Origin of the sequence: Zunongwangia pacifica (assembly GCF_023499215.1) — a bacterium.
In the GTDB taxonomy this organism is placed as follows: Bacteria; Bacteroidota; Bacteroidia; order Flavobacteriales; family Flavobacteriaceae; genus Zunongwangia; species Zunongwangia pacifica.
Map to the genome: position 1 here is coordinate 45,527 of NZ_JAKHSK010000017.1, position 19,776 is coordinate 65,302.

Below are 19,776 nucleotides of genomic sequence, written 5' to 3' on the forward strand. Positions count from 1 at the left end.
CATCTTGACTCTAGATTCTTGATTTCCCAAGTGAAGAAGGTCTAATTTAAAATAAACTTATTCAAACCAATTTATTGTCCTCGCATGGATAAAACGGTACTAAGGGTTTTAAGTATGATATTAATATCCAGGAACAGACTTCTATGCTTTATGTAGAAAAGATCGTATTGTAACTTTTCCAAGGCCCCTGCTTCCTCACCACTGTAATCACCTTTAACCTGCGCCCAACCGGTAAGTCCGGGTTTTATAACGTGTCTGATATTATAAAAAGGAATCGAATGTGATAACTCCTGAACAAAAACAGGCCTTTCTGGTCTTGGGCCAATCAAGCTCATTTCACCTTTTAATAAGTTAAGAAACTGTGGAATTTCATCGATTCTTGCCCGACGCATAAATTTACCAAACGTAGTAGTTCGATAATCATTCTTCTCGGCATAACGTGGGCCCAGAGCTTCCGCGTCTTTAACCATTGTTCTAAATTTCACAATTTTAAAAGGCTTACCATTTTGACCTATTCTTTCCTGAATATAGAATAAAGACCCTCGATTTCCCAGAACATTACCAATTAGTACTATTGGCATTAAAATAATTCCGAATAAAATACCAATTACTGAAATAACAATGTCAAAGAACCGCAATCCATATAAATAAAATTTATTTTGATTACTTCGGCTAAATGGAAAGTAACGATAAAAATCATGATCTACATTTTGCACGGGAATTCTCGCTGTAATTTCCTCATAGACCTGCATATAATCCCTAATAGGAAATCCTTTATTTAGCAGAAAACTCAGTTCATTATAGAGCGGTAACATCAATCCTGTTCTATAACCACTGGCCACCACAATTTCTTTGATATGGTATTTTTCTACCGCATTTCTAAGCTCCTTAACTTCAAACTGCATAAGTTTATCGTTAGCAAGCTCTTTCCTACCATCAGTATTTACAAAACCTACTATTTCATAATTAGGATCGGCTTTTTTAAAAGCTTCAGCAATCATTTGAATGTCAAAACTATCACCAACGACAATTACCTTCTTATTAAATCTTGGTGAAGCGATCAAACAAATGTAAGCTGCTCGCCAAATTAAAAGCGTAGAAGTGATTGTTAAAAAAAAATATAAAATTTGAAATCGGTTATTTGGCAAACTGGGACTAAAAACCGGGGTAAGGATAAAGAAGAGAACAGTAACCGAGGTTGTTAAAACAACGTTTTTAAGAACCGTATCAAACTTACTGGCTTTCTGAAGATCATAGAGTTCAAAAATATGAGCGAATAATTCAAGATAAGCAACCAATAAAACCGTCCAATACCAAAAATCCTTAGTGATTCTAAAATAATCAAAATCAGTAAGATCACTTAATAAAAGTAATGCCATCAGAACAAAAAGAGCATCTAAAATTCTTAGAAGTACTTTTCTTTCTGAAATTTCGAAATGTAGTAGGGGTTTGTCTGCCATTTCTAGAAAATTTCTTTGGCTAAGATAACATTTTAACTTAAAACATTAACCCACAGTTTCTTAACAATTCCCCAGTCGAACTTTTCAACCTTTTTTCGAGCTTCTGTACTAATATTCATAGCATCTAATCTATTTTCTAATAAATCGGTAATTTTATTGGTAAAATCTTGAAGATTTCCATTCTCAAACAACACTCCATCCATCTGATTTTCAATCAAAAAAGGAATCCCTCCTACATTTGAACTCACAACAGGCAAACCTAAGGCCATGGCCTCAACAATACTAACCGGAGTATTATCTATAGTTGAAGTGTTTAAAAAAATATCACATTTTTCTGAAAGTTGATGCCATTCATTTTTTTCTAGTTTACCGGTAAAATATACCGGCAAATTATGTTCTTTAACATACGACCTACATTTATCAAAACTATTATCCTTTTTTGGCCCTACCATAAAAAGTTCTGCATCTTTGTAATCCTGCAATAAATTTTCTAATAATTGAATAGCTAAAAAAGGATTGTAAATTTCTGCAAATGCTCTAACCCATATTAGTTTTGGTCTTAACTTTTTACGCTGCTTAAACTTATATTGATTTAAATCTATGGAATTTGGTATAAACTTTAAGTTTTGTAATCCCTCACCAGCAAATTTAGAAAACAAGAATTTAGAAGGGGCTATATTAAAACGAGCATTATTGAAGAAAGGAAAATATCTTTTCTTTAGTCTACTTTCCAGATTACCGCCATGTAAAATATTAATATAAGAGACCTTTTTTAGCGTACATATCTTTCCGCAGAGATAAGCATACCAGAAATTTTGCGTACTATAGACATCTATAATTACCCAATCTACCTTAGAAGCCAAAACAAAAGTCCTGAATAGCATATCTATAAGTCGAAAAAATTTATTCTTTTTTGAAGAAAAGGAGTATACCTTAAAATCTTCATGTTCTAACAAACTCGGCATAATATCGGCAGCTGTTGGAGTGCGGTTAAGGCTAGCGAGTTTGTTCCCTATGTAAAGAATACTTTTTTTACCCGACATGATTAATTACTTCTAACCAATCTTTTCTTACATTTTTCCATCCAAAAGATTCAGCCTTTTCTCTGGCATTAAAGGCTAATTTCTTTCCAATCTCAGGATTATCAATAATCCTTTTAATCTCTGCAAGCATCATCTGTTCATCTTCAGAATTGACCAGAATACCATCTTTCGAATGCTCAATCAATATTGGCATTCCACCTACATTGGTGGATATAATGGGAAGCCCAAGGCTCATAGATTCGATCACACTTATAGGCGTATTATCAATGGTGGTCGAGTTTATAAAAAAATCATATTCAGTAGAAATCGCTGCCCACTCTTTCTTTTTTAATTTCCCTGTAAACTTAACATTAAGCTTCTTTTTATTAGCCAGTCGTTTACATTCCTGCATACTACCGTCTTTTTCTGGCCCCACCATGCATAACTCGGCATCTTTATGATCAATAGAGAGCAATTCTAAAACTCTCAATGCCATTTTAGGATTATATCTACGCTGAAATCTTCGCACCCATAATAATTTTGGTCGAAAAATTTCTCTCCTTTTAAAAGGATAATCTTTAAGATCGATAGAATTGGGAATCAATTTTAAATCGTTAAACCCTCTTGATTCAAATTCATTTTTAAGAAAATTTGAAGGCGCCACATTTACATAAGCATTTCGAAAAAGGTTACTACTCAATTTGGGATTTTTATCTAAACGTTCTGGTAAGTTCCCTCCATGTAGAATAGGTACATAAGGAATTTTGTATGACTGACAAAAACGCCCGACTAAATATGCATAATAGAAATTAGTTGCTCCGTAAGTATCTATAATTACAATATCTGTAGTAGCATGATATTTAAAAATTAGGCACAACATTTCGGCCAAACGGACAAGCTTATTATTTTTTGCTGATGCAGTTTTCACTTTAAATCCTTCTTTGCGCAGCATTTTACTTAAGAAAGAGATATAAGTAGCCGTAAAACTATCTACCCGCAAGTCGTTTCCTATATACAGGATCTTTTTTGTCATCTACTATGTAAAGTAATGCCAAACCATATACAAATGCCGGCAAAGCTATTCGCATGGCGGAATGATTAATTGTTAAAAACCAGAATGCTAAAAAGGCTAAAAAATAATAATTGTTTTCGAATTTAAACCAAAATATAACAGGAACAAAAATTAATATCAATAAACTGATCAAGCCAAGCAAACCCTGCTCTGAAAGCATGCGGCTAATTTCATTATGAGTGGCAATTTCTATCCCGAGTTGTTCCTCTCTATACTCTTTTCCCTTCCCGACACCTATTCCTAGTAATGGATGATTTATAAATGCATGTAATTCGGTTTCAATCAATTCAGACCTACCTGTCGTAATATCATCCTTCAATTTACCCGAAGCATCTTTATTTGTATATCTATTACCAATTAATCCATAAGTTTTCACTAAACTAAACGTCCAAACTCCTAATCCAACAGCACCTATAAATAGAATTTTCCTAAATACAGACGATCTTGATCTTCTATCTATTTTATAATAATAAAAAATTAGAAAAGTAGTTATACAAATAATCCCTGTAAAAACGCCACCACGAGAAAACGTAATCACTGCCCTATACCCCATCAATCCCAGCAACATAAAATCTATAAGATTTATTAGTTTATCTTTTACTAAAAACAATCGGGTACATATAAGGAAAAAACCCATCCCAAAAATAGTCGAGACCTGATTAGGACCGTAACCACCAGTAGCAGTATAATTGGCCGATACATTGATCAAAGACTCCTTTAAACTTGGTGTATAAAGATACAAATAGAACATATTGGATATCAAGGGCAAAAGAAGCATTAAAATCACTTTCTCAAAATCGCCTTTTCTTATTTTTTTGTAATAACAATAGATGGCGCCCACTCCCAAACAAACCGGTCCACTCAAATTAAAAGCAACCAATTTCCTAAATTCAGCATCATAGCTAATATTAATTGCTGAAACTAAAATGCCGGGTACCATCATTAGTATAAACAACCAATAAGGGATTGTTTTAGAAGAAGTTCCTTTAAAAAACATTCCTAAAAGCAAGTAAACAACAACCATATATTTTCCGGTTTCATAAAAAATCATGCCGGCTGTCATTCTAAAATATACTTCACTGCCCGCAACATAAGCGGCCGCCATTAAAGCCTCGTTATTTTTATTCTTTTTCTGTAGAATATAAATTAACCAAAACAGTAGAATACCATGACAAAGAAGTACAGAAATAGGTCTATATAAATAGATGGCAAAAGCCATAGCAATATGCAGAAGCAATAACTGTAAATATTGGTTTCTATTTTGGTTTATAATTAACTGCACTGTTCGTAGAAATCAATAAATTCTCCTATGTTTTTTTGAGCACCGAATCTATTAAATATATGATCCTTTAATCGGTTACTATGCTCATTTCTCATATTTTCATCCGTAAAATAAGTCTTAATTGCAATATTTAAAGCTTTTTCATCATCTGAAGGAATTAATAATCCAAAATTCCCTATCACCTCTCGGCACTCTCCTACTACTGTACAAATAACAGGCAAACCTGCCATACCATATTCTAACAAAGCTAAAGGTAAGCCTTCAGATTTAGAAACCAATAGTCCTACATTTGCCTGTTTAAGTATAGCTTTAGTTATTTTCTGCGATCCATAATAGTATACATTGCTCATTTCGTCGACCTTCTTTTTAATTTCTTCACTATAGGCATCATAAAAATCCTTTCCGAATAAATGTAAGCTAATTTCATAATGATCAACAATTTCGTTAAAAACGTTTAGAAGAAAATGATGATTTTTCTGAGGTCTTAAATTGGCTATACAAATCAATTTAAAACTTTGACTTCCATTTAATTGAAGAGAATCAACTTTTCCTTCTGGCAAACTTACAAAGTTATTGATCATTAAATATTTACTTGCTAAAAGTTTGGATTTACACCATGTTAATAGCACGTTGTTTACGCATACAACACCATCAAACCATTTGGAACAAAATCGCAATATCTTATAAGGCCGATGCTCTAAAAATTCGCTATTCCCATAATGATCATGCCATATAAGTGTTACTTTTTTAGAAAAAGCAAATTTTATCAGAAATGCAGTAAAATAAGATGTTCCATGAGCATGTATTATGTTGATTTTTTTAGATTTAATAAATAAATACAAAGAACGCAAAGCTTTGACATCAATTGAATTTCGTTTTTTAAGAAATAGGTATTTAGAAAAATCAATAATCTCAGATTTAAGCAGTCCCTCTTGTCTAGTGGTACAAATAAAACATTCAATACCGCTATTATTTAATTCTTTAAATAAATTAATCGCCATTTTTTCAGCACCCCCGGGATGTAAAGAATCGATTAACTGTAAAACTCTCATAATAGCTTTGCTATTTCCTTTTCAAAATATTCAACAGTATAGTTTCGAGACCATTTCATCGCATTACTAGACATCATTTTTAATCGCGTAGTATTATCCAAAGCTTCAAGAATATTATTCAAATCCTGCTCTAATTTTCCTGAAAGTAAAATTCCACGATCCCCATTTCCTAACATCCAAGGTACACAAGAAACTTTGGTAGCGATTGGGATACATCCAAAAAACATCGCTTCAGCAACTGCTTTAGGCCAGCCTTCACTTTTGGATGGTAAGATTGAAAAATGAGATTTTTTGTATTCAGCTTTTAATTCTTCCAAAGAAACACCTCCACAAATTTGTATAAAATCATTCAAATTATTTTCCTGAATATATTTTTCTAAATCCAATTTTAATGATCCTTCACCGAAAAGTTTCAAACTGACCTTTTTTCCTTCACTCCTCAATTTTTCAACTAAACGAATTGCATAAAGCGGCTGTTTCCCTTCTACCAAACTACCAACAAATAAGAAATAAAGCTGACCTGAAAAATCCTTATTAAAACTTTCAATTTCATTTTCTGAAAAAGAAGCTGTGAAAAAATGAATAATGTTTTTAGAAGAATTCGACCATTCTCCATAAACTAAAACTTTCATATTTCGACTTAAAAAAGGATTAGAAATTATCCATTTTTGTAGTTTATAACTCCAGGGCTGCTTCGAGTCAGGATCCCAATTGCCGGCGTATTTTATTGTTTTTGGTTTATAAGGGAAAAATATCTGCATAAAACATCCCAAAAGTCCCATATTGCCAGGACAACGCAAATGAATATGATCTGCCCAGATCATAGCTTTGCTAATTTGAAATATTAATAGCGGAAGTTTAAATATGGTTAGCAGCTTTTCTTTCAAAGATAGTAGGGAAAATCCCTGTACCTCAATAAAATTTAAATGTGAATGCTTATAAGCCGATACTAAAGCTGATTTTGTTTGTTGCTTAAGCGGTGCCACAACTTTTACCTTGTCCACATACTTAAACCAGATATTCATTTCTCTTACGTAAGGGGCGTAAGCCAGAAATTTATGATTTATTTTTTTGTGTATAACATGGGTAATTACTGCAAATTTCATGACTAGAATTACATTTTGAAAGTTACAGTAAAAAGTCCCCAAAAACGGCCTAAAAATTCCGTAAAAGCCTCTTGTTTTTTCGAAGTTGAAAATACATTTACTAAGCGAACTATCATCAATATACCAGCCGTTTTATACCATTTAAAAATTGCTTTTCGGGAAGGTTGATCATATTTTGTTCGCCACACACGCCATCCATTTTCAATAACCATCTTTCCATATTTAAATCGATTTGGTCGTCCATCGGGATCGTGATAATGATATAAACATGCAGAAGTGTTCACATGCAACTGTCCTATTTTAGAAACTCTCAAACAGTAATCCATATCTTCATACAAGCCGTAACCTTCAAAATATTCTGAAAATTTGATTTCCTTCAGAACTTTTGTCCTAAAAGAAGAAACCCCACCCATAAAAAATTCAACAGGATATGTTTTTCCGCTAGGAGGTAAAAAACCTATTGAAAACCCATGAGAAAATTCGGGCATAATCCCTGGTGGTTTATCACTCAACAAATTCAGTTTTTTTCGTAATACATTCCTACTACCTAATTTTCTTTTCCAACCATCAAATTCAAATTCATCAAATTCAGACTCATTCTTTTTTGTTTTTCTCCATTCTATAGTTTCATCGATAATATAACCGCCCACGCCTAAAGCATCTTGATACTCCTGATAAGTTTCTATTAGTTTTTCAAAATAATCAGGTTGCAGCACCACATCGTCATCTAAAAAACAGGTAATCAAGCTATCGTGGCCTATTTTATCTATTCCAAAATTTCTTTGTCTGGTTAAACCTCGATCCTTTTCAGCAACTAAATAATATTCAATATTCCTAGATTCATGCTCTATAATTAAATTTTTACTTTCCAGATTTGTGGAACCATCTACAATAATGATCTGATGAGGATATAATTTTTGTCCGCCTATAGATTTTAGTAATTTTAAAAGTGCTTTGGGCCGCTGGTATGTACAAATTATTAGAGAAAACTTACTTTCCATCTTTAAAATTATTTGTTAGCAATTTTTCTTGCCCAGGCTTCACTTGCTTCCCAGCGCTTCTGCATGTTTATTTTATATTTTAAAGGATTTTTAATATCCTGAGCTTTGTAAAATTTAAGCCATAAAATAAATTTGTATGCTCTTATCTGAGGTATTGAATAATTTTTCTGAATAAAAGTCATCACCGTTGGGGAAGGTTTTGGAATTGGCTCTGTTTTTTCCCAAGGTTTAATGGTTTTAGCTCTAAAACCTCCCATTGGAGCTTTTAAATGAACAATTTTAATATCTGGATGGTAAATAATATCTACTCCTTGATTGCGTAATTGCATTCCAAAGTCCATATCTTCGCCGTAGCCATACTCTAGAGCCAGATCAAATTTTAAGTTTTTCAGTTTTTCTGAATAAACAAAACTGGTACCTGAACCGAAGCTCGCCCATTGTTTTACTTTAAGATAGGTATTTACTTCATTTTCCTGTTTACAATTCAAGTTTAATACATTAACCCCAAATTGAACTGAACTCATAAACGCATTGTGTAAAACGTTACTTTTAAATCGAATATCATCATCACAAAAAAACACCCACGATGCAGTAACTTCTTGTAAAGCTATGTTTCTTGCATTACAGGCTCCGGTTTGATGCGTAAAAATATGCTGAATTTTAAATGGCCAATCGTCAGCAGCAAAATTAAAATCGCTTGTACTCCCCATATCCGGATTTTGCTCAACTACAATAACTTTCTGCGGAAGCAAACTCTGTTTCTTTAAATCTTTTAAAACATTCAGCAAATGTTCTGGCCTACCAATTGTGGGAATTATCACATCTATTGAATTATTGGTAACTGATTTAGAAGATTTAACTTCAATATCAGCAAAATCAATTTCAGTATTAAAAAAATTCCTTTTTAAACCAGTTGAAATAAGTGACCTTAAAGGATATCTTTTTTTATATTGCGCAAAACAACATAATAAAATAATTCCTCTTGCCTTTTTATAAAATTGAAAAGTAAAAGAAAACAAATCCTGCGTTGTAGCTTTATATTCTAATTCTGTCGCTTTTTTTATAGCTAATTGCGGTGCATGATAACAAAATAAGCCATGGTGCTGGCCTAACTTGGCAATAGCATTTAATAAATATTCAAAATTCGATATTTGCTGAAATTCTTTTTTAAATTTTAAAACTGCCGAAGCATAAATCCCTCCAATATCGCTACTCATTAACCAAGTGGGATAAAGTACTGACCAATTTACGTTTGCGAAAGGAAATTGATCGACATACCCAATATCTTCGCTAAAAAAGCTAGTCTTAACTGCACAAGAAACCATTATTAAGTCATGATGAAAAACCTCAGCAAAAGCTTCTTCATTTATATTATTCTGTTGTGCTTCTTCGATCCATATTATTTTTTCTCTCGGAAAATCCTCAGCCAGTTTCCAAAAAGTTTTTGTTATATTTTCTGAATATCCACTTAACTGCTCTTCATCTTTGAAAATAGCAGCCACTTTACTATTATTTTGATGAATTAACTTAATCATGGTTTTGCATAGCTAAAATTTCCTTATAAAATTCAATATTTTCAATAGCTTTATTTTGAATATCGAATCTTTCTTCAACTTTTAATCTAGCATTTTTTTGAAGTTTTTCTCTTAAAAGATCATCTTCAAATATTTTGTTTATTGCATTTGCAAAGGCATCATGATCTGCCGGATGTGCTAATAATCCATCTTTTCCATCAGTTATTATTTCTTGTGCCCAACCAATATTAGTGTTTACCACAGCCTTTTGTAAAGCCATCGATTCTATAGTCACCATGCCTAAAGTCTCTGCATAGGATGGAAAAATACAAACATGTGCGTTTTTGATATGGTTTTTCACGTCAGAATAAGGCATTTTTCCTAAGTACTTTATTCCAGAAAGTTTTTTTTCTTTTATCTTTTGCTGAAGTAATGCCCAGGTTGATGTACTGCCTGTTTTAATATCTGGACTATCGCCGCCTATCAATAATAGCGTTACTTTTGGATATTGCTGCTGAACTTTTTCAAAAATAGTAGGTAATTCTAAAACTCCTTTTTTGCGAATTAAGGTACCCAAATATAAAATTGTAAATACTTCAAATTGCTCTGAATTTTCATTATTGAATTGTTCCAAATTCAATCCATAATGAATGGTTTTTATGGTTTTATTTTTAATATGAAACAATTCTTTTGAAACATTTCCGGCAAAAGTAGTGGGAGCAATAAAAGCATTTGCATTAGTTACCGCCTGCTGTTCAAAAAATCTATTTTTGAATTTTTGGGATCGATTTTCTAAATGGCAAAAATAAGTATCACTACCATGAAATCGCATTATTACTGGAATTGAAAAGTTCATATAAGCTGTAATCCCCGTCCAATCCGGAACTTCTAATACACCTATATTAGTATGCTGAATCCAATAATTCAGCTTTTTATTTATGTATTTTCGATAGAAATAAAATCCGCCAATTTTATAGGTTTTCTGTTTAATACAGTAAAAATGAATCTCATTTTCTTCAAATTCGAGATCCGCTTTTTGCCCATATACAAAAACACTAATAGTTACTCCTTGTGATTGTAAAGACAGTACTAAATTTTGCAAACTACTTCCTAAACCACCAGAGTGACTTATTTTTAGGTGTGGATATTCAGGAGTTAGAAAACCTATATGCATTAGTTTAAAATATTATCAATGGTTTCCCAGATTTTTAATGAAGCCGTTTCCGGATGATCACCTGCCACAACTGTAAACCAGTTTTTTGCCTGGGTTACAATAGGCTTAGGATTATTCAGTAAATTTTCTAATGTAACTTGTAAACTTTCTTTTGAAGTTCCCCAGGCCACTGCGTTTTCTGAAGGCATCGATCTAAAATGAACATACTTATAATTCTGCCCTATATCTCGAATTCCTGCTTTTAGTTGCGGTTGTTCGTAATTTATATAGATGCAAGGCTTATTATGAATTGCAAAATCGAAAACCATAGAAGAACAAATATTCACCACAAGTTCTGAATGCTCACAAACTGTTGCTAACAATGAAAAATCGTAAGGTTCAGGAAGAATTGTATTCCATTGTTTCCCCATTGCTTTCCATGCCGGTGCTATTTCCGTAACTTCTTGTTTATATTTTTTTATAATTTCTTGATACCTTCCTGTATGGTCTACCGGAGCTTTTCTAAATATAATTCCTAAATTATAACCTTCTTTATTAAGATTTTGTACTGAAATGGCTAAATCTTCTAAATAATATTGATCTAGTGGAGATGTAGTTGTATCGTCTCCTGAGAAACAGATATACTTTTTTGTTTCATCTAATCCGTAATCTGCAAAAAATTTAGTTTTAGGTATAATTAAATCCGGATTAAAATGAGGCTCAAATTGAGGGGTACCAGTAACAATAACCTGATGATCTTTTAGGAATGGATAATACTTCAGCATTTCAGCTTTCATCAAATCGCTCCAAACAAAATAATAATCGGTATCCACCACTAACATCGCCTTAGGTACATTATCCCAGCTATAAATAAACGTAGCCGTGGGAATTACTAAATCTTTAGCAGCTAACAAAGCACTAATCGCCTGGGTAGAACGCTGACTGGTACATAATATTAAATCGGGTTTATGCTTTTCCAGTTGCTTTTTGCAATATTCATATTTAGGATTTTGTCGTTCTAATTTATCGATACGTTTTTTAATTGCAATTAATCCTTTTTCAGAATTATGTTTTGCAATTAAAAATCGAGTTAAAAAACTACGTGTAGCTTTCTTAAAATTGCTGTATTCAAAAGGGAATTTATAGGTCTGATACACCGAATCATCGAATTCCTTATGCCATAAATTAAGTTCTATTCGTTTCCGTGCTCTGGAATAGATAGGCGTAAACTTATGCACATTTTTTGGTTCGATTTTAACCTCTTCCAGCCCCAATTGTTCTTGTAAAGGAAAAACACTATTATTCCAATATACCACGTCCATACCTAGTTCTTGGCCAAGGGTGTTAAAATTGGTATAAGCGAAATTCCGGAGCCCTACACCATCAGGAAGAAAAACAAAAACCTTTTTAGCCATTAATCTTTTCTGAATTTCAATTTTTCTCGTTGTACTTCTTCAATATCTAAAATATCTTTCTCTTTGAGTGTTAAGGATTTATAAACCGCACTTAAATCTCGTTTTAGCTTTCTCATTCCCGAAGGTTCTAACGAAGCGGCATGATCTGTTCCTTTCCAGGTTCGGTCTAATGTATAATGACGTTCTACCACGTTAGCTCCTAAAGTGAAAGCTGCCACATCTACTGCAATCCCCAAGTGATGCCCAGAAAATCCAATATGCTTTACTCTATCTTCATAAAGTTGTTTCATTCTGGTGATTTCTAATAAACAAACATCTTCAAAAGGAACTGGATAACCAGAAGTACAATTGTAAATCACTAAATCTTTATTCCTACCCTTATCAGTAAAAAAATCAACTAAAACTCCTATTTCGTCTTTAGTGGTCATTCCTGTAGAAATATGAATTTCGCCCACATAATTTTCGCATAACCAAGCAAGCATCTCAAAATGATTATTACAAGCCGAAGGAATTTTTATAAACTTTGGCTGTAAACTTTCAATTTCTTTTGCTGAAGTTAGATCCCATACTGAAGTGGAGTACGTGATTTCCATTTCTTCACAAAATTCTTTCAGTTCCTGATGTTGCTCTACCGTAAATTCTAAAAACTCACGATGTTCACCATACGTATCGCCGTACGCATTTACCGGATTAGGATGTGGTGCGTTATACTGACTTTCAGTTAATAATTCTTTATTATTCCGTTTTTGAAATTTTACGGCATCTACTTTGCAAAATATCTTGGCTACTTTAATAAGCTCTTTTGCAATATTTATATCGCCTTTATGGTTACAACCAATTTCGGCAATTACGTAAGGTTCTTTATATAGGTTCAAAATCTAGTATTGTATTTTTTTATGAATTGAGCTGCTTCGCGAATAGCTCCTTCTCCTGATTTTTTTGCCAAATTCATGTCGGCAATTCGTTTAATTTCATCCATAGCATTTGCGGGAGCAAAACTCCAACCTACACGGCACATATTAGCCATGTCGTTTACATCATCTCCTACATAGGCCAAACTATTCGTCTCTACATCATTTTTCAAGCAATAATCTTGAAGCAATCCGAATTTATCTTTTGCTCCTAAAAAGACTGTATCGATTTTGAGTTTTTTCATTCTGGCAGCAACCAAGGCAGAATTTTCTGAAGTCATTACCATAACTTTTACACCAAATTGCCGTAGAATTTCTAATCCCATCCCATCGCGCATATCAAAAGATTTAGCCAGTTCTCCGTTTTCAGAAAATAATACTTTTCCATCGGTAAAAACCCCATCTACATCTAATACCAAATGAGTAATTTTGGCATTCTTTTTTTGCTGTTGTAAATTGGTTGCCAAAAGATTTTCAACAATATTCCAATCGGCTTCACTATCAATTTCAGTATAAGAAATTTCAGGCATTTCAAAAGGAACAATTGTACCACTTATTCGATTTTGGCTTTTTACCAAAGCCTCTTTTTTTGTGCAATACACCGCTCCATTTTCTATTAATAAGCCTTCAAAATCTTGTCTTCTTGGTCTATTTTTATAATCATAATTGATAGATTCTCCAGCCGTATTCCAAATAAAACGATGTGTTTTTACCACACTTAGAGAAGAATCGGCTCCTTCTTCAATTTTTGAGAGACCTTCATTGATATGCTTAGCTTTAGTAAATGGAGAGGTAGCTTGCAATAAACAGAATACATCAAAATTATAATCAACAGTCTCACAATAGTTTAATATCGAAATTTCTGTAGAAGCAGTATCGGTAGCCGTATTATCGGGACGTAAAACTGCTTTCACTTTTGAAGACCACTTAAATTGATTTTCGACAAATTCAATTATTTCAGTATCATCAGTAAAAACAATTACCTCATCAAGCTTTGAAAAAATAGCTTCGGTAAGCACCCAACAAAATAAGGGCCTTCCCAACATTTTTCGCTTATTTTTACCCGGAATCCCTTTAGATCCTTTTCTTAATGGAATAAAACCTATAGCCTTCATTAACTTGTTAATTAAATGCTAATATACTATTTATAATTTGGGTGTAAATTTATTTCGATGAAACCTAGAATTACTCTGCCATTGGTCGATAAGTGGCGATAAATAGATGATTTATTACCTAAATGGACAGGATTCTAATAAGCCTTTTTTTAGGGCTTCCAGTACTTCAAAATCTGGTAAGTTTGGATAAGTTTCAAATAAACTTTCTAATTCTGAAAACGTATATGGTTTTTGTCTAATTTTAGGTTGATAAAATGGAAGTTGAACCGATTCCATATAATCCTGATATTTAATATCATCTCCAAATACTTTATCTGAAAACTTTTGCCATACAGCCGGTATACCATAAGCATGACTCACGATTATCCCATGTAGCGAGGAAGATACTACACGCTCACAGGCTAAAATTTCTCGGGTAGTTTTTTCAACATCATTGGTCATAAAATCGATGAGAAAAACTTCATCTAAACCCGATATTAATTTCTTCGCTGTCTCATAATCGTTATAGTGCGGAATAAGACCAATCTTATATTTCTTAGTGATGGAAGGATTATAATAATTAGGCAATAATAAAGCCGGATCTCCATAAATCGCCGGAACCTTATAGCCTTTATCTATTAAAAACTTTCTGGTTTGAGGTCCACGCACTGCTAAAAATTTAGCTTTTTTTACAGGTTGTGTTTTATTAATAATACCACTACCCCAAACAATACACTTTTTATTTACATGCGCTAAAATACTACCAACAGTCACGTAAATTGGTGAAAATAAATCTTTATAACTAGGCTTTTTTGGCCAGGCAAATTCAACCTGCTTTCCGGATATTATTTCTACCAGATATTTACCCAATAAATCGCCATAATTTTCTTTATCTTTTTTCTGGATCTTACGCTCGTTCCACCAGAAAAGTCGGACTTTATTTGACATTTTTATTTTCTTTGATTGATTTCAACCTTTTAACTACCATTTCCAAAACTTCTTGTCTAAGGATTTTTGCATATTTTTGTCCCCTTTCAAATATGCTATTATAGACTTTGATACACTTGTTGAGTCTTAACCTATACTCATCTTTTGAAAGAGCATTTATAAAACTAAAAAGTTCTTCGGCATCCTTGAAATCAGCATAATCTATGAAACTTTGCTTAGGAAACAGTTCGTAAGCATTAGTGTTTTCAGAATAATATATAGGCAAACAATAATTTTCAATACTATTCCATATTTTTTCTGTCATATAATTTGGGTAAGCTGTATTTTCAAAACAGAGATTAAAATTATAGTTGCTTAATATTTCTTTTTTTCTAGTGGGCCAATCACCTGTTCGTGAGTCTTCAATAGCAATATTATTAGGCCAGCCTTTTCCATAGACATCTAAAACCCCCTGTTTATCTCCGACAAGCGCAATTTCTGACCGTAAACCTATTAAATCAATATTCTTTCTATTGAAAATTAATTTCGGAGCATTTATACCGTTATAATAAGACATTAAAGCAACTGTCTTTTTACTTTTGAATCTAAATTCATTTCCTAAATAGTTCAATGATCTGTTCATCATTTTAGCATGAAATGATAAATTTTGCAGGAAAACGTCCTTTGTGTAAATATTCATATGATGGACTTTTATAAATCCATAATGTCTAGTTACCTCTGTAAATGATAAATCAAACCTAGGCTCATTAGTCCACAGTAAAAATTTCATTCCAGATAAACCACGAAAAAAATATTTTTTTAAGTGTCTAATTGTATCGCTTACAATAATATCCGCATCTTGAACATTTTCTACAAACTTTATATTATACTGTTTAAAAATATTAAAATCTCCTTCCTCAAAATTATCGAAAGGAGTATACGCCATTTTAGATGCTTTAAAAATTTTAATCATTCATTACATTTATATAATTCTGGATACATAGCTTCCTTATGTTACAATAAGATAATGCATCTTTAATCTCTGTATTATTTTTTGTAATAGTTGAATCTAATGATTTAGAAATCAAAATTGCTATTTCTTCAACATCCCCACAATCGGAAATAAGCAAACCATTTTCTCTATGAACTATAATTTCCTCTGTAACTCCGCCCGGATTGGACTGGATAGGAAAAACATCCATACAAATCGCTTCTAATAATGTATTCGGCATTCCGTCAGAATTACTATTCCCAATATAGATTTTGGATTTACCCATTAGCTTTAAAACTTCATTATGAGTTATCTTCCCAACAATTTTAAAGTTATCCCGATTTATTAAGTCTGTTTGGTTTACCCATTGAAAAACCTCCGGATCGGCTCCAAAAACGACAATTTGATACGATTGAAGTTCTCCTTTCAATTTTAAAATAGCTTTTAAAACCGGGATTGCTCTTCCTGACCTCCCCTGATAACCTTTAATCAAAATAATATTTCTTTCTTCTTTTGATTTTTTATAGCTATTTAACTGTTCTAAATCAAATCCACCGCCACCGGGAAAAACGCCCAAAAACTCTCCGTTAAACCCGTAATTTTTAGCAATGGTAAAATCTCGGTTGCAATCGGTGATAAGAAAGTTTACCCGCGCCAATACTGTTTTTATATCTGCTAAATAATCTGGATTATTTTGAAAATAAAATAAATCGCTACCCCAGGAACTATAGATCCATTTTAAACTTTTATAGTTTTCCATAACCGACAAAATTGGCGTACAAGACACATAAAGTGCAAAACTATGTACTAAATCCGGCTGAATCTCTGTAACTGTTTTTTCAAATTCCTTAGAAAGATTACGTTCATTACATCTTGAAATAACTTGATATAATTCGGGGAATTTTGATTTTATAAAAATACGCCCCGGAAAATCCCATCGCATTTTCCAATTGGTGATTTGATGTACCCAGCTAATTCGTTTTATATTATTTCCGGCTCCGGTAATATCAAACCAATACACGTCAAAATCGCTATCTTTTAGCTGATCGACCCATCTAAAAAAATGCAAACTGGGCATCGCCACCATCAGTATTTTTTTTTTGTTAGGCATCGGGTACTATTTTCAATATTATCTCTTCATTTTCCCAATCGATATTATAACGATAAACTGCTAAACGATGATGTTGTATGATAGCCTCTAAAAGCTTATCATTAAGATATTGCAGAGAATACGTTTGTATATGTTTTTTCCCGGCTAATCTTTTAATCTGATTTTTTATTGATTTTGAATGAGTATTGATTGTAATTTTAATTTCAGAAGCTTCTTTTAGGCAAGGGAAGATACCAATAATAAAAGCATCAAATTGAAAGCATTCAGAACTAATTTCGTACTTGTGTATCGGTTTAGGTAAATCCTTCAATTTTGTTATACCAGGCATTTTACCCCATTCAAATATGCAATTAGCTTTGGTAATTTTATGCTGATCTTGTAAAATCATATACCGATGATTTATTTTTTCAAGATTGGTGTGAAAAGGAAAATTACTTTTTTTGCTTCGGTACTGTTTTGGGTGCCACTGATGTTTTACTAAAATTTCCTGATCATAAAAATGCACCGAATATCCCGCATTTTTTAAACGTAAATGAACATCGGTATCTTCTGCTCCCCAACCGTGATAAAACTCATCGTAACCGTTTATTTCTTTCAATACTTCGGTTTGGTATAAAGCAATACCGGTAACTTCTTTATTACTGCTAAAAGAAATCGGGGCTTTTTCAAAAGTTAGTTTTTTTTGGGTAGCTTCTCGATCTAAAAATCCTGTTTTAAAATAAGTAATTACTTTTTCTTTATGGAGTACTTTCGATTTTTCAACAAAATCTGGATGAAATAATAAATCGATATCGGCTACACATAAAAGCGAAGAATCACATTTTTTCAAAGCAATATTTATCGCCCTGCTTTTGTTCCAAAGTTGTCCATAGGTAGTTACATAAATATAATCTACAAAATCAAATAATTTTACCAGCTGTTCTATCTGTGATGTAAACGTATTTGAACTTCCGTAATTTACCAGAAACACTTTAAAATCTTGATCGCTCTGATCTTTTAAAGAAGTCAAACAGCGTTTTACGATTTCCAGTTCGCGATCACGATATGTAAGAACAAGGCTAAGCATTAAAGGTCTTGATTAAAGAATAAAAATATAATTTTGAAAATTTAACCTCTGCATTTACAAATAATAATCTGAAAAATTCTTGGCAGCCTTTGATGTAGTTTCTTTCTCTATTATAAGCCAAGATTAAAGATTTTTTCTTTTTAACTATGGCTTTTTTAAAATAGTCATTAGATTTTTCAAAATCCTTACCTCTACTTAAATTCTCTAAAATGTAAATGTCGGTTTTAAATATATTACTTAGCTTTTTCCTTAATTTAAAAGATTCTCCAGTTTCCACTCTATAAACCGCTAAGTATTCATCTAAGAAAAAAATTTTACTATTTTTAGTAAGTGTGTAGAGATATACAGGCCAATCACCATAAGGGAGATTTGAAAACCAACCAGGTAAGCTTCTTAGCTTAGCTGAATTTCTAAATAAAACGGTTACCGAGGGTATAAAATTCGTCATTACCAAATCCGAAAAATCAAAAGTAGTTTTATCGAAATTGTTTGTTTTTGTATTGAATTTTCCTTTAGAATCTAATCGATAGCATTTTCCAAATATAATTGAGTAATCATCATTACTATCTAAAAAATCTACTTGCTTTTGCAATTTAGAATAGTCGATCCAATAATCATCTCCATCGCAAATCGCTACATATTTTCCGGTTAAATACTTAGCTGTTTCAATAAAATTAGCAATCAATCCGATATTTTTATCACGAGTTATCAATTTAATTACATCACCAAATTTTTCCTGATATGCTTTGCAAATTTTTATAGTATCGTCTGTACTCGCATCATCTCCTATTACCAATTGAAATTTAAAATTCGTTTTTTGCTTTAAAACACCTTCAATGGCTTGTGTCACCAAATCTTCCTGATTAAAGGTGAGCATAAAAACACTAACAGTAATTTCTGATGTCATTAAAAATATTTATAGAGTTTTGATACGCCTTTCCTTTCATCTTCAAAAGAGTAATGAAGTAACTTTATATCTTGTTTAAATACTTCCTCTACGCGTTTTTTATTGGATTCCGTAAAAAATCTAGAATAATGTTTTCTTTTTTTATTGCGCTTATTGAGGTGCAATGCAAAATCGTCTTCAATTTGCAATTGGTTCAATACAAATTTAAAATCACTGTCTATTGATTCAAAGCGTCCTACATGATTTAATTGGTAATCTCCCTTTACATCAAAAAATGAAGTTTGAGGATATAGATGATCCCCCCTAAACTTTAAAGTTCCTTTTTGAGTTAACGTATCTTGAAATTCACCTTTTTGAGTTAGATATTTTTTTAAACTTCCTTTTATTCCTTGATCATTTTTTAGCCAGAAATAATCAGAAATAACACGATCCCAAGGATTTCGAACAAATGTAAACTTATAATAATCTGCCCACTGGTTTTCTGTAATCAACCCCTCTTCAACCAAAAATTTAGCCGAAGCGTGCTGTAAAAATGTTTTACGCTTGGGACACCAACCATACAAAACCTTGTAATTTGGCTTATTCCAAGCTATAGATTCGTCTTCTAATAAAAATTTAGTAATACTAATACCTGCACATTTTGGTATATGAATAAAAATACATTTATGTTTATGGGAAATCATAATTTACTT

General features: G+C 32.3%; 18 protein-coding genes. All 18 read right to left on the bottom strand.

Translation table 11 applies throughout. The features are described from left to right. Nucleotides 1-71: 71 nt before the first annotated feature. Nucleotides 72-1,460 carry an exopolysaccharide biosynthesis polyprenyl glycosylphosphotransferase gene (locus L1967_RS12720; protein ID WP_249601937.1) on the bottom strand — a complete coding sequence of 463 codons (1,389 nt, stop codon included), beginning with the start codon at nucleotides 1,458-1,460 and terminating at the stop codon, nucleotides 72-74. Nucleotides 1,461-1,492: 32 nt separating this feature from the next. Beyond that, nucleotides 1,493-2,503: a glycosyltransferase family 4 protein gene (locus tag L1967_RS12725; RefSeq protein ID WP_249601938.1), complete on the bottom strand. Its 1,011-nt coding sequence runs from the start codon at nucleotides 2,501-2,503 to the stop codon at nucleotides 1,493-1,495. Then, nucleotides 2,493-3,515, bottom strand: a complete 1,023-nt coding sequence (locus L1967_RS12730; protein ID WP_249601939.1) for a glycosyltransferase family 4 protein — start codon at nucleotides 3,513-3,515, stop codon at nucleotides 2,493-2,495. The genes L1967_RS12725 and L1967_RS12730 overlap by 11 nt, the downstream gene beginning before the upstream one ends. Then, nucleotides 3,469-4,836, bottom strand: coding sequence for an O-antigen ligase family protein (locus tag L1967_RS12735; protein WP_249601940.1), 1,368 nt, complete (start codon nucleotides 4,834-4,836; stop codon nucleotides 3,469-3,471). The genes L1967_RS12730 and L1967_RS12735 overlap by 47 nt, the downstream gene beginning before the upstream one ends. Then, a complete protein-coding gene (locus L1967_RS12740; RefSeq protein ID WP_249601941.1) occupies nucleotides 4,827-5,888 on the bottom strand; it encodes a glycosyltransferase family 4 protein in 1,062 nt (353 codons plus the stop codon). The genes L1967_RS12735 and L1967_RS12740 overlap by 10 nt, the downstream gene beginning before the upstream one ends. Beyond that, entirely contained in the window at nucleotides 5,885-6,994 is a 1,110-nt protein-coding gene (locus L1967_RS12745; protein ID WP_249601942.1) for a glycosyltransferase family 4 protein, read from the bottom strand. The genes L1967_RS12740 and L1967_RS12745 overlap by 4 nt, the downstream gene beginning before the upstream one ends. An 8-nt stretch (nucleotides 6,995-7,002) precedes the next feature. Beyond that, on the bottom strand, nucleotides 7,003-7,995 hold the full coding sequence (locus tag L1967_RS12750) for a glycosyltransferase family 2 protein (RefSeq protein WP_249601943.1): 993 nt from the start codon (nucleotides 7,993-7,995) through the stop codon (nucleotides 7,003-7,005). 8 nt (nucleotides 7,996-8,003) lie between these two features. Further along, complete coding sequence (locus L1967_RS12755) at nucleotides 8,004-9,530, bottom strand: glycosyltransferase family 2 protein (protein WP_249601944.1); 1,527 nt, start codon at nucleotides 9,528-9,530, stop codon at nucleotides 8,004-8,006. Beyond that, nucleotides 9,523-10,683, bottom strand: a complete 1,161-nt coding sequence (locus tag L1967_RS12760) for a glycosyltransferase family 4 protein (RefSeq protein ID WP_249601945.1) — start codon at nucleotides 10,681-10,683, stop codon at nucleotides 9,523-9,525. Before L1967_RS12760 ends, L1967_RS12755 begins: the two co-directional genes overlap by 8 nt. Then, entirely contained in the window at nucleotides 10,683-12,077 is a 1,395-nt protein-coding gene (locus L1967_RS12765; protein ID WP_249601946.1) for a glycosyltransferase family protein, read from the bottom strand. Before L1967_RS12765 ends, L1967_RS12760 begins: the two co-directional genes overlap by 1 nt. Continuing rightward, nucleotides 12,077-12,952, bottom strand: coding sequence for an N-acetylneuraminate synthase family protein (locus L1967_RS12770; RefSeq protein ID WP_249601947.1), 876 nt, complete (start codon nucleotides 12,950-12,952; stop codon nucleotides 12,077-12,079). The genes L1967_RS12765 and L1967_RS12770 overlap by 1 nt, the downstream gene beginning before the upstream one ends. Beyond that, complete coding sequence (locus L1967_RS12775) at nucleotides 12,949-14,103, bottom strand: acylneuraminate cytidylyltransferase (protein ID WP_249601948.1); 1,155 nt, start codon at nucleotides 14,101-14,103, stop codon at nucleotides 12,949-12,951. Before L1967_RS12775 ends, L1967_RS12770 begins: the two co-directional genes overlap by 4 nt. 114 nt (nucleotides 14,104-14,217) lie before the next feature. Next, on the bottom strand, nucleotides 14,218-15,030 hold the full coding sequence (locus L1967_RS12780) for a polysaccharide pyruvyl transferase family protein (protein WP_249601949.1): 813 nt from the start codon (nucleotides 15,028-15,030) through the stop codon (nucleotides 14,218-14,220). Continuing rightward, complete coding sequence (locus L1967_RS12785; protein ID WP_249601950.1) at nucleotides 15,020-15,982, bottom strand: glycosyltransferase family 10 domain-containing protein; 963 nt, start codon at nucleotides 15,980-15,982, stop codon at nucleotides 15,020-15,022. The genes L1967_RS12780 and L1967_RS12785 overlap by 11 nt, the downstream gene beginning before the upstream one ends. Continuing rightward, nucleotides 15,975-17,111 carry a glycosyltransferase gene (locus L1967_RS12790; RefSeq protein ID WP_249601951.1) on the bottom strand — a complete coding sequence of 379 codons (1,137 nt, stop codon included), beginning with the start codon at nucleotides 17,109-17,111 and terminating at the stop codon, nucleotides 15,975-15,977. The genes L1967_RS12785 and L1967_RS12790 overlap by 8 nt, the downstream gene beginning before the upstream one ends. Further along, the gene (locus L1967_RS12795) at nucleotides 17,104-18,177 is read right to left on the bottom strand and encodes a glycosyltransferase family 2 protein (RefSeq protein ID WP_249601952.1); all 1,074 of its coding nucleotides are present in this window, start codon (nucleotides 18,175-18,177) and stop codon (nucleotides 17,104-17,106) included. The genes L1967_RS12790 and L1967_RS12795 overlap by 8 nt, the downstream gene beginning before the upstream one ends. Beyond that, entirely contained in the window at nucleotides 18,170-19,084 is a 915-nt protein-coding gene (locus tag L1967_RS12800; protein ID WP_249601953.1) for a glycosyltransferase, read from the bottom strand. The genes L1967_RS12795 and L1967_RS12800 overlap by 8 nt, the downstream gene beginning before the upstream one ends. Beyond that, complete coding sequence (locus L1967_RS12805; protein ID WP_249601954.1) at nucleotides 19,084-19,767, bottom strand: sulfotransferase family 2 domain-containing protein; 684 nt, start codon at nucleotides 19,765-19,767, stop codon at nucleotides 19,084-19,086. Before L1967_RS12805 ends, L1967_RS12800 begins: the two co-directional genes overlap by 1 nt. Nucleotides 19,768-19,776: the final 9 nt, after the last annotated feature.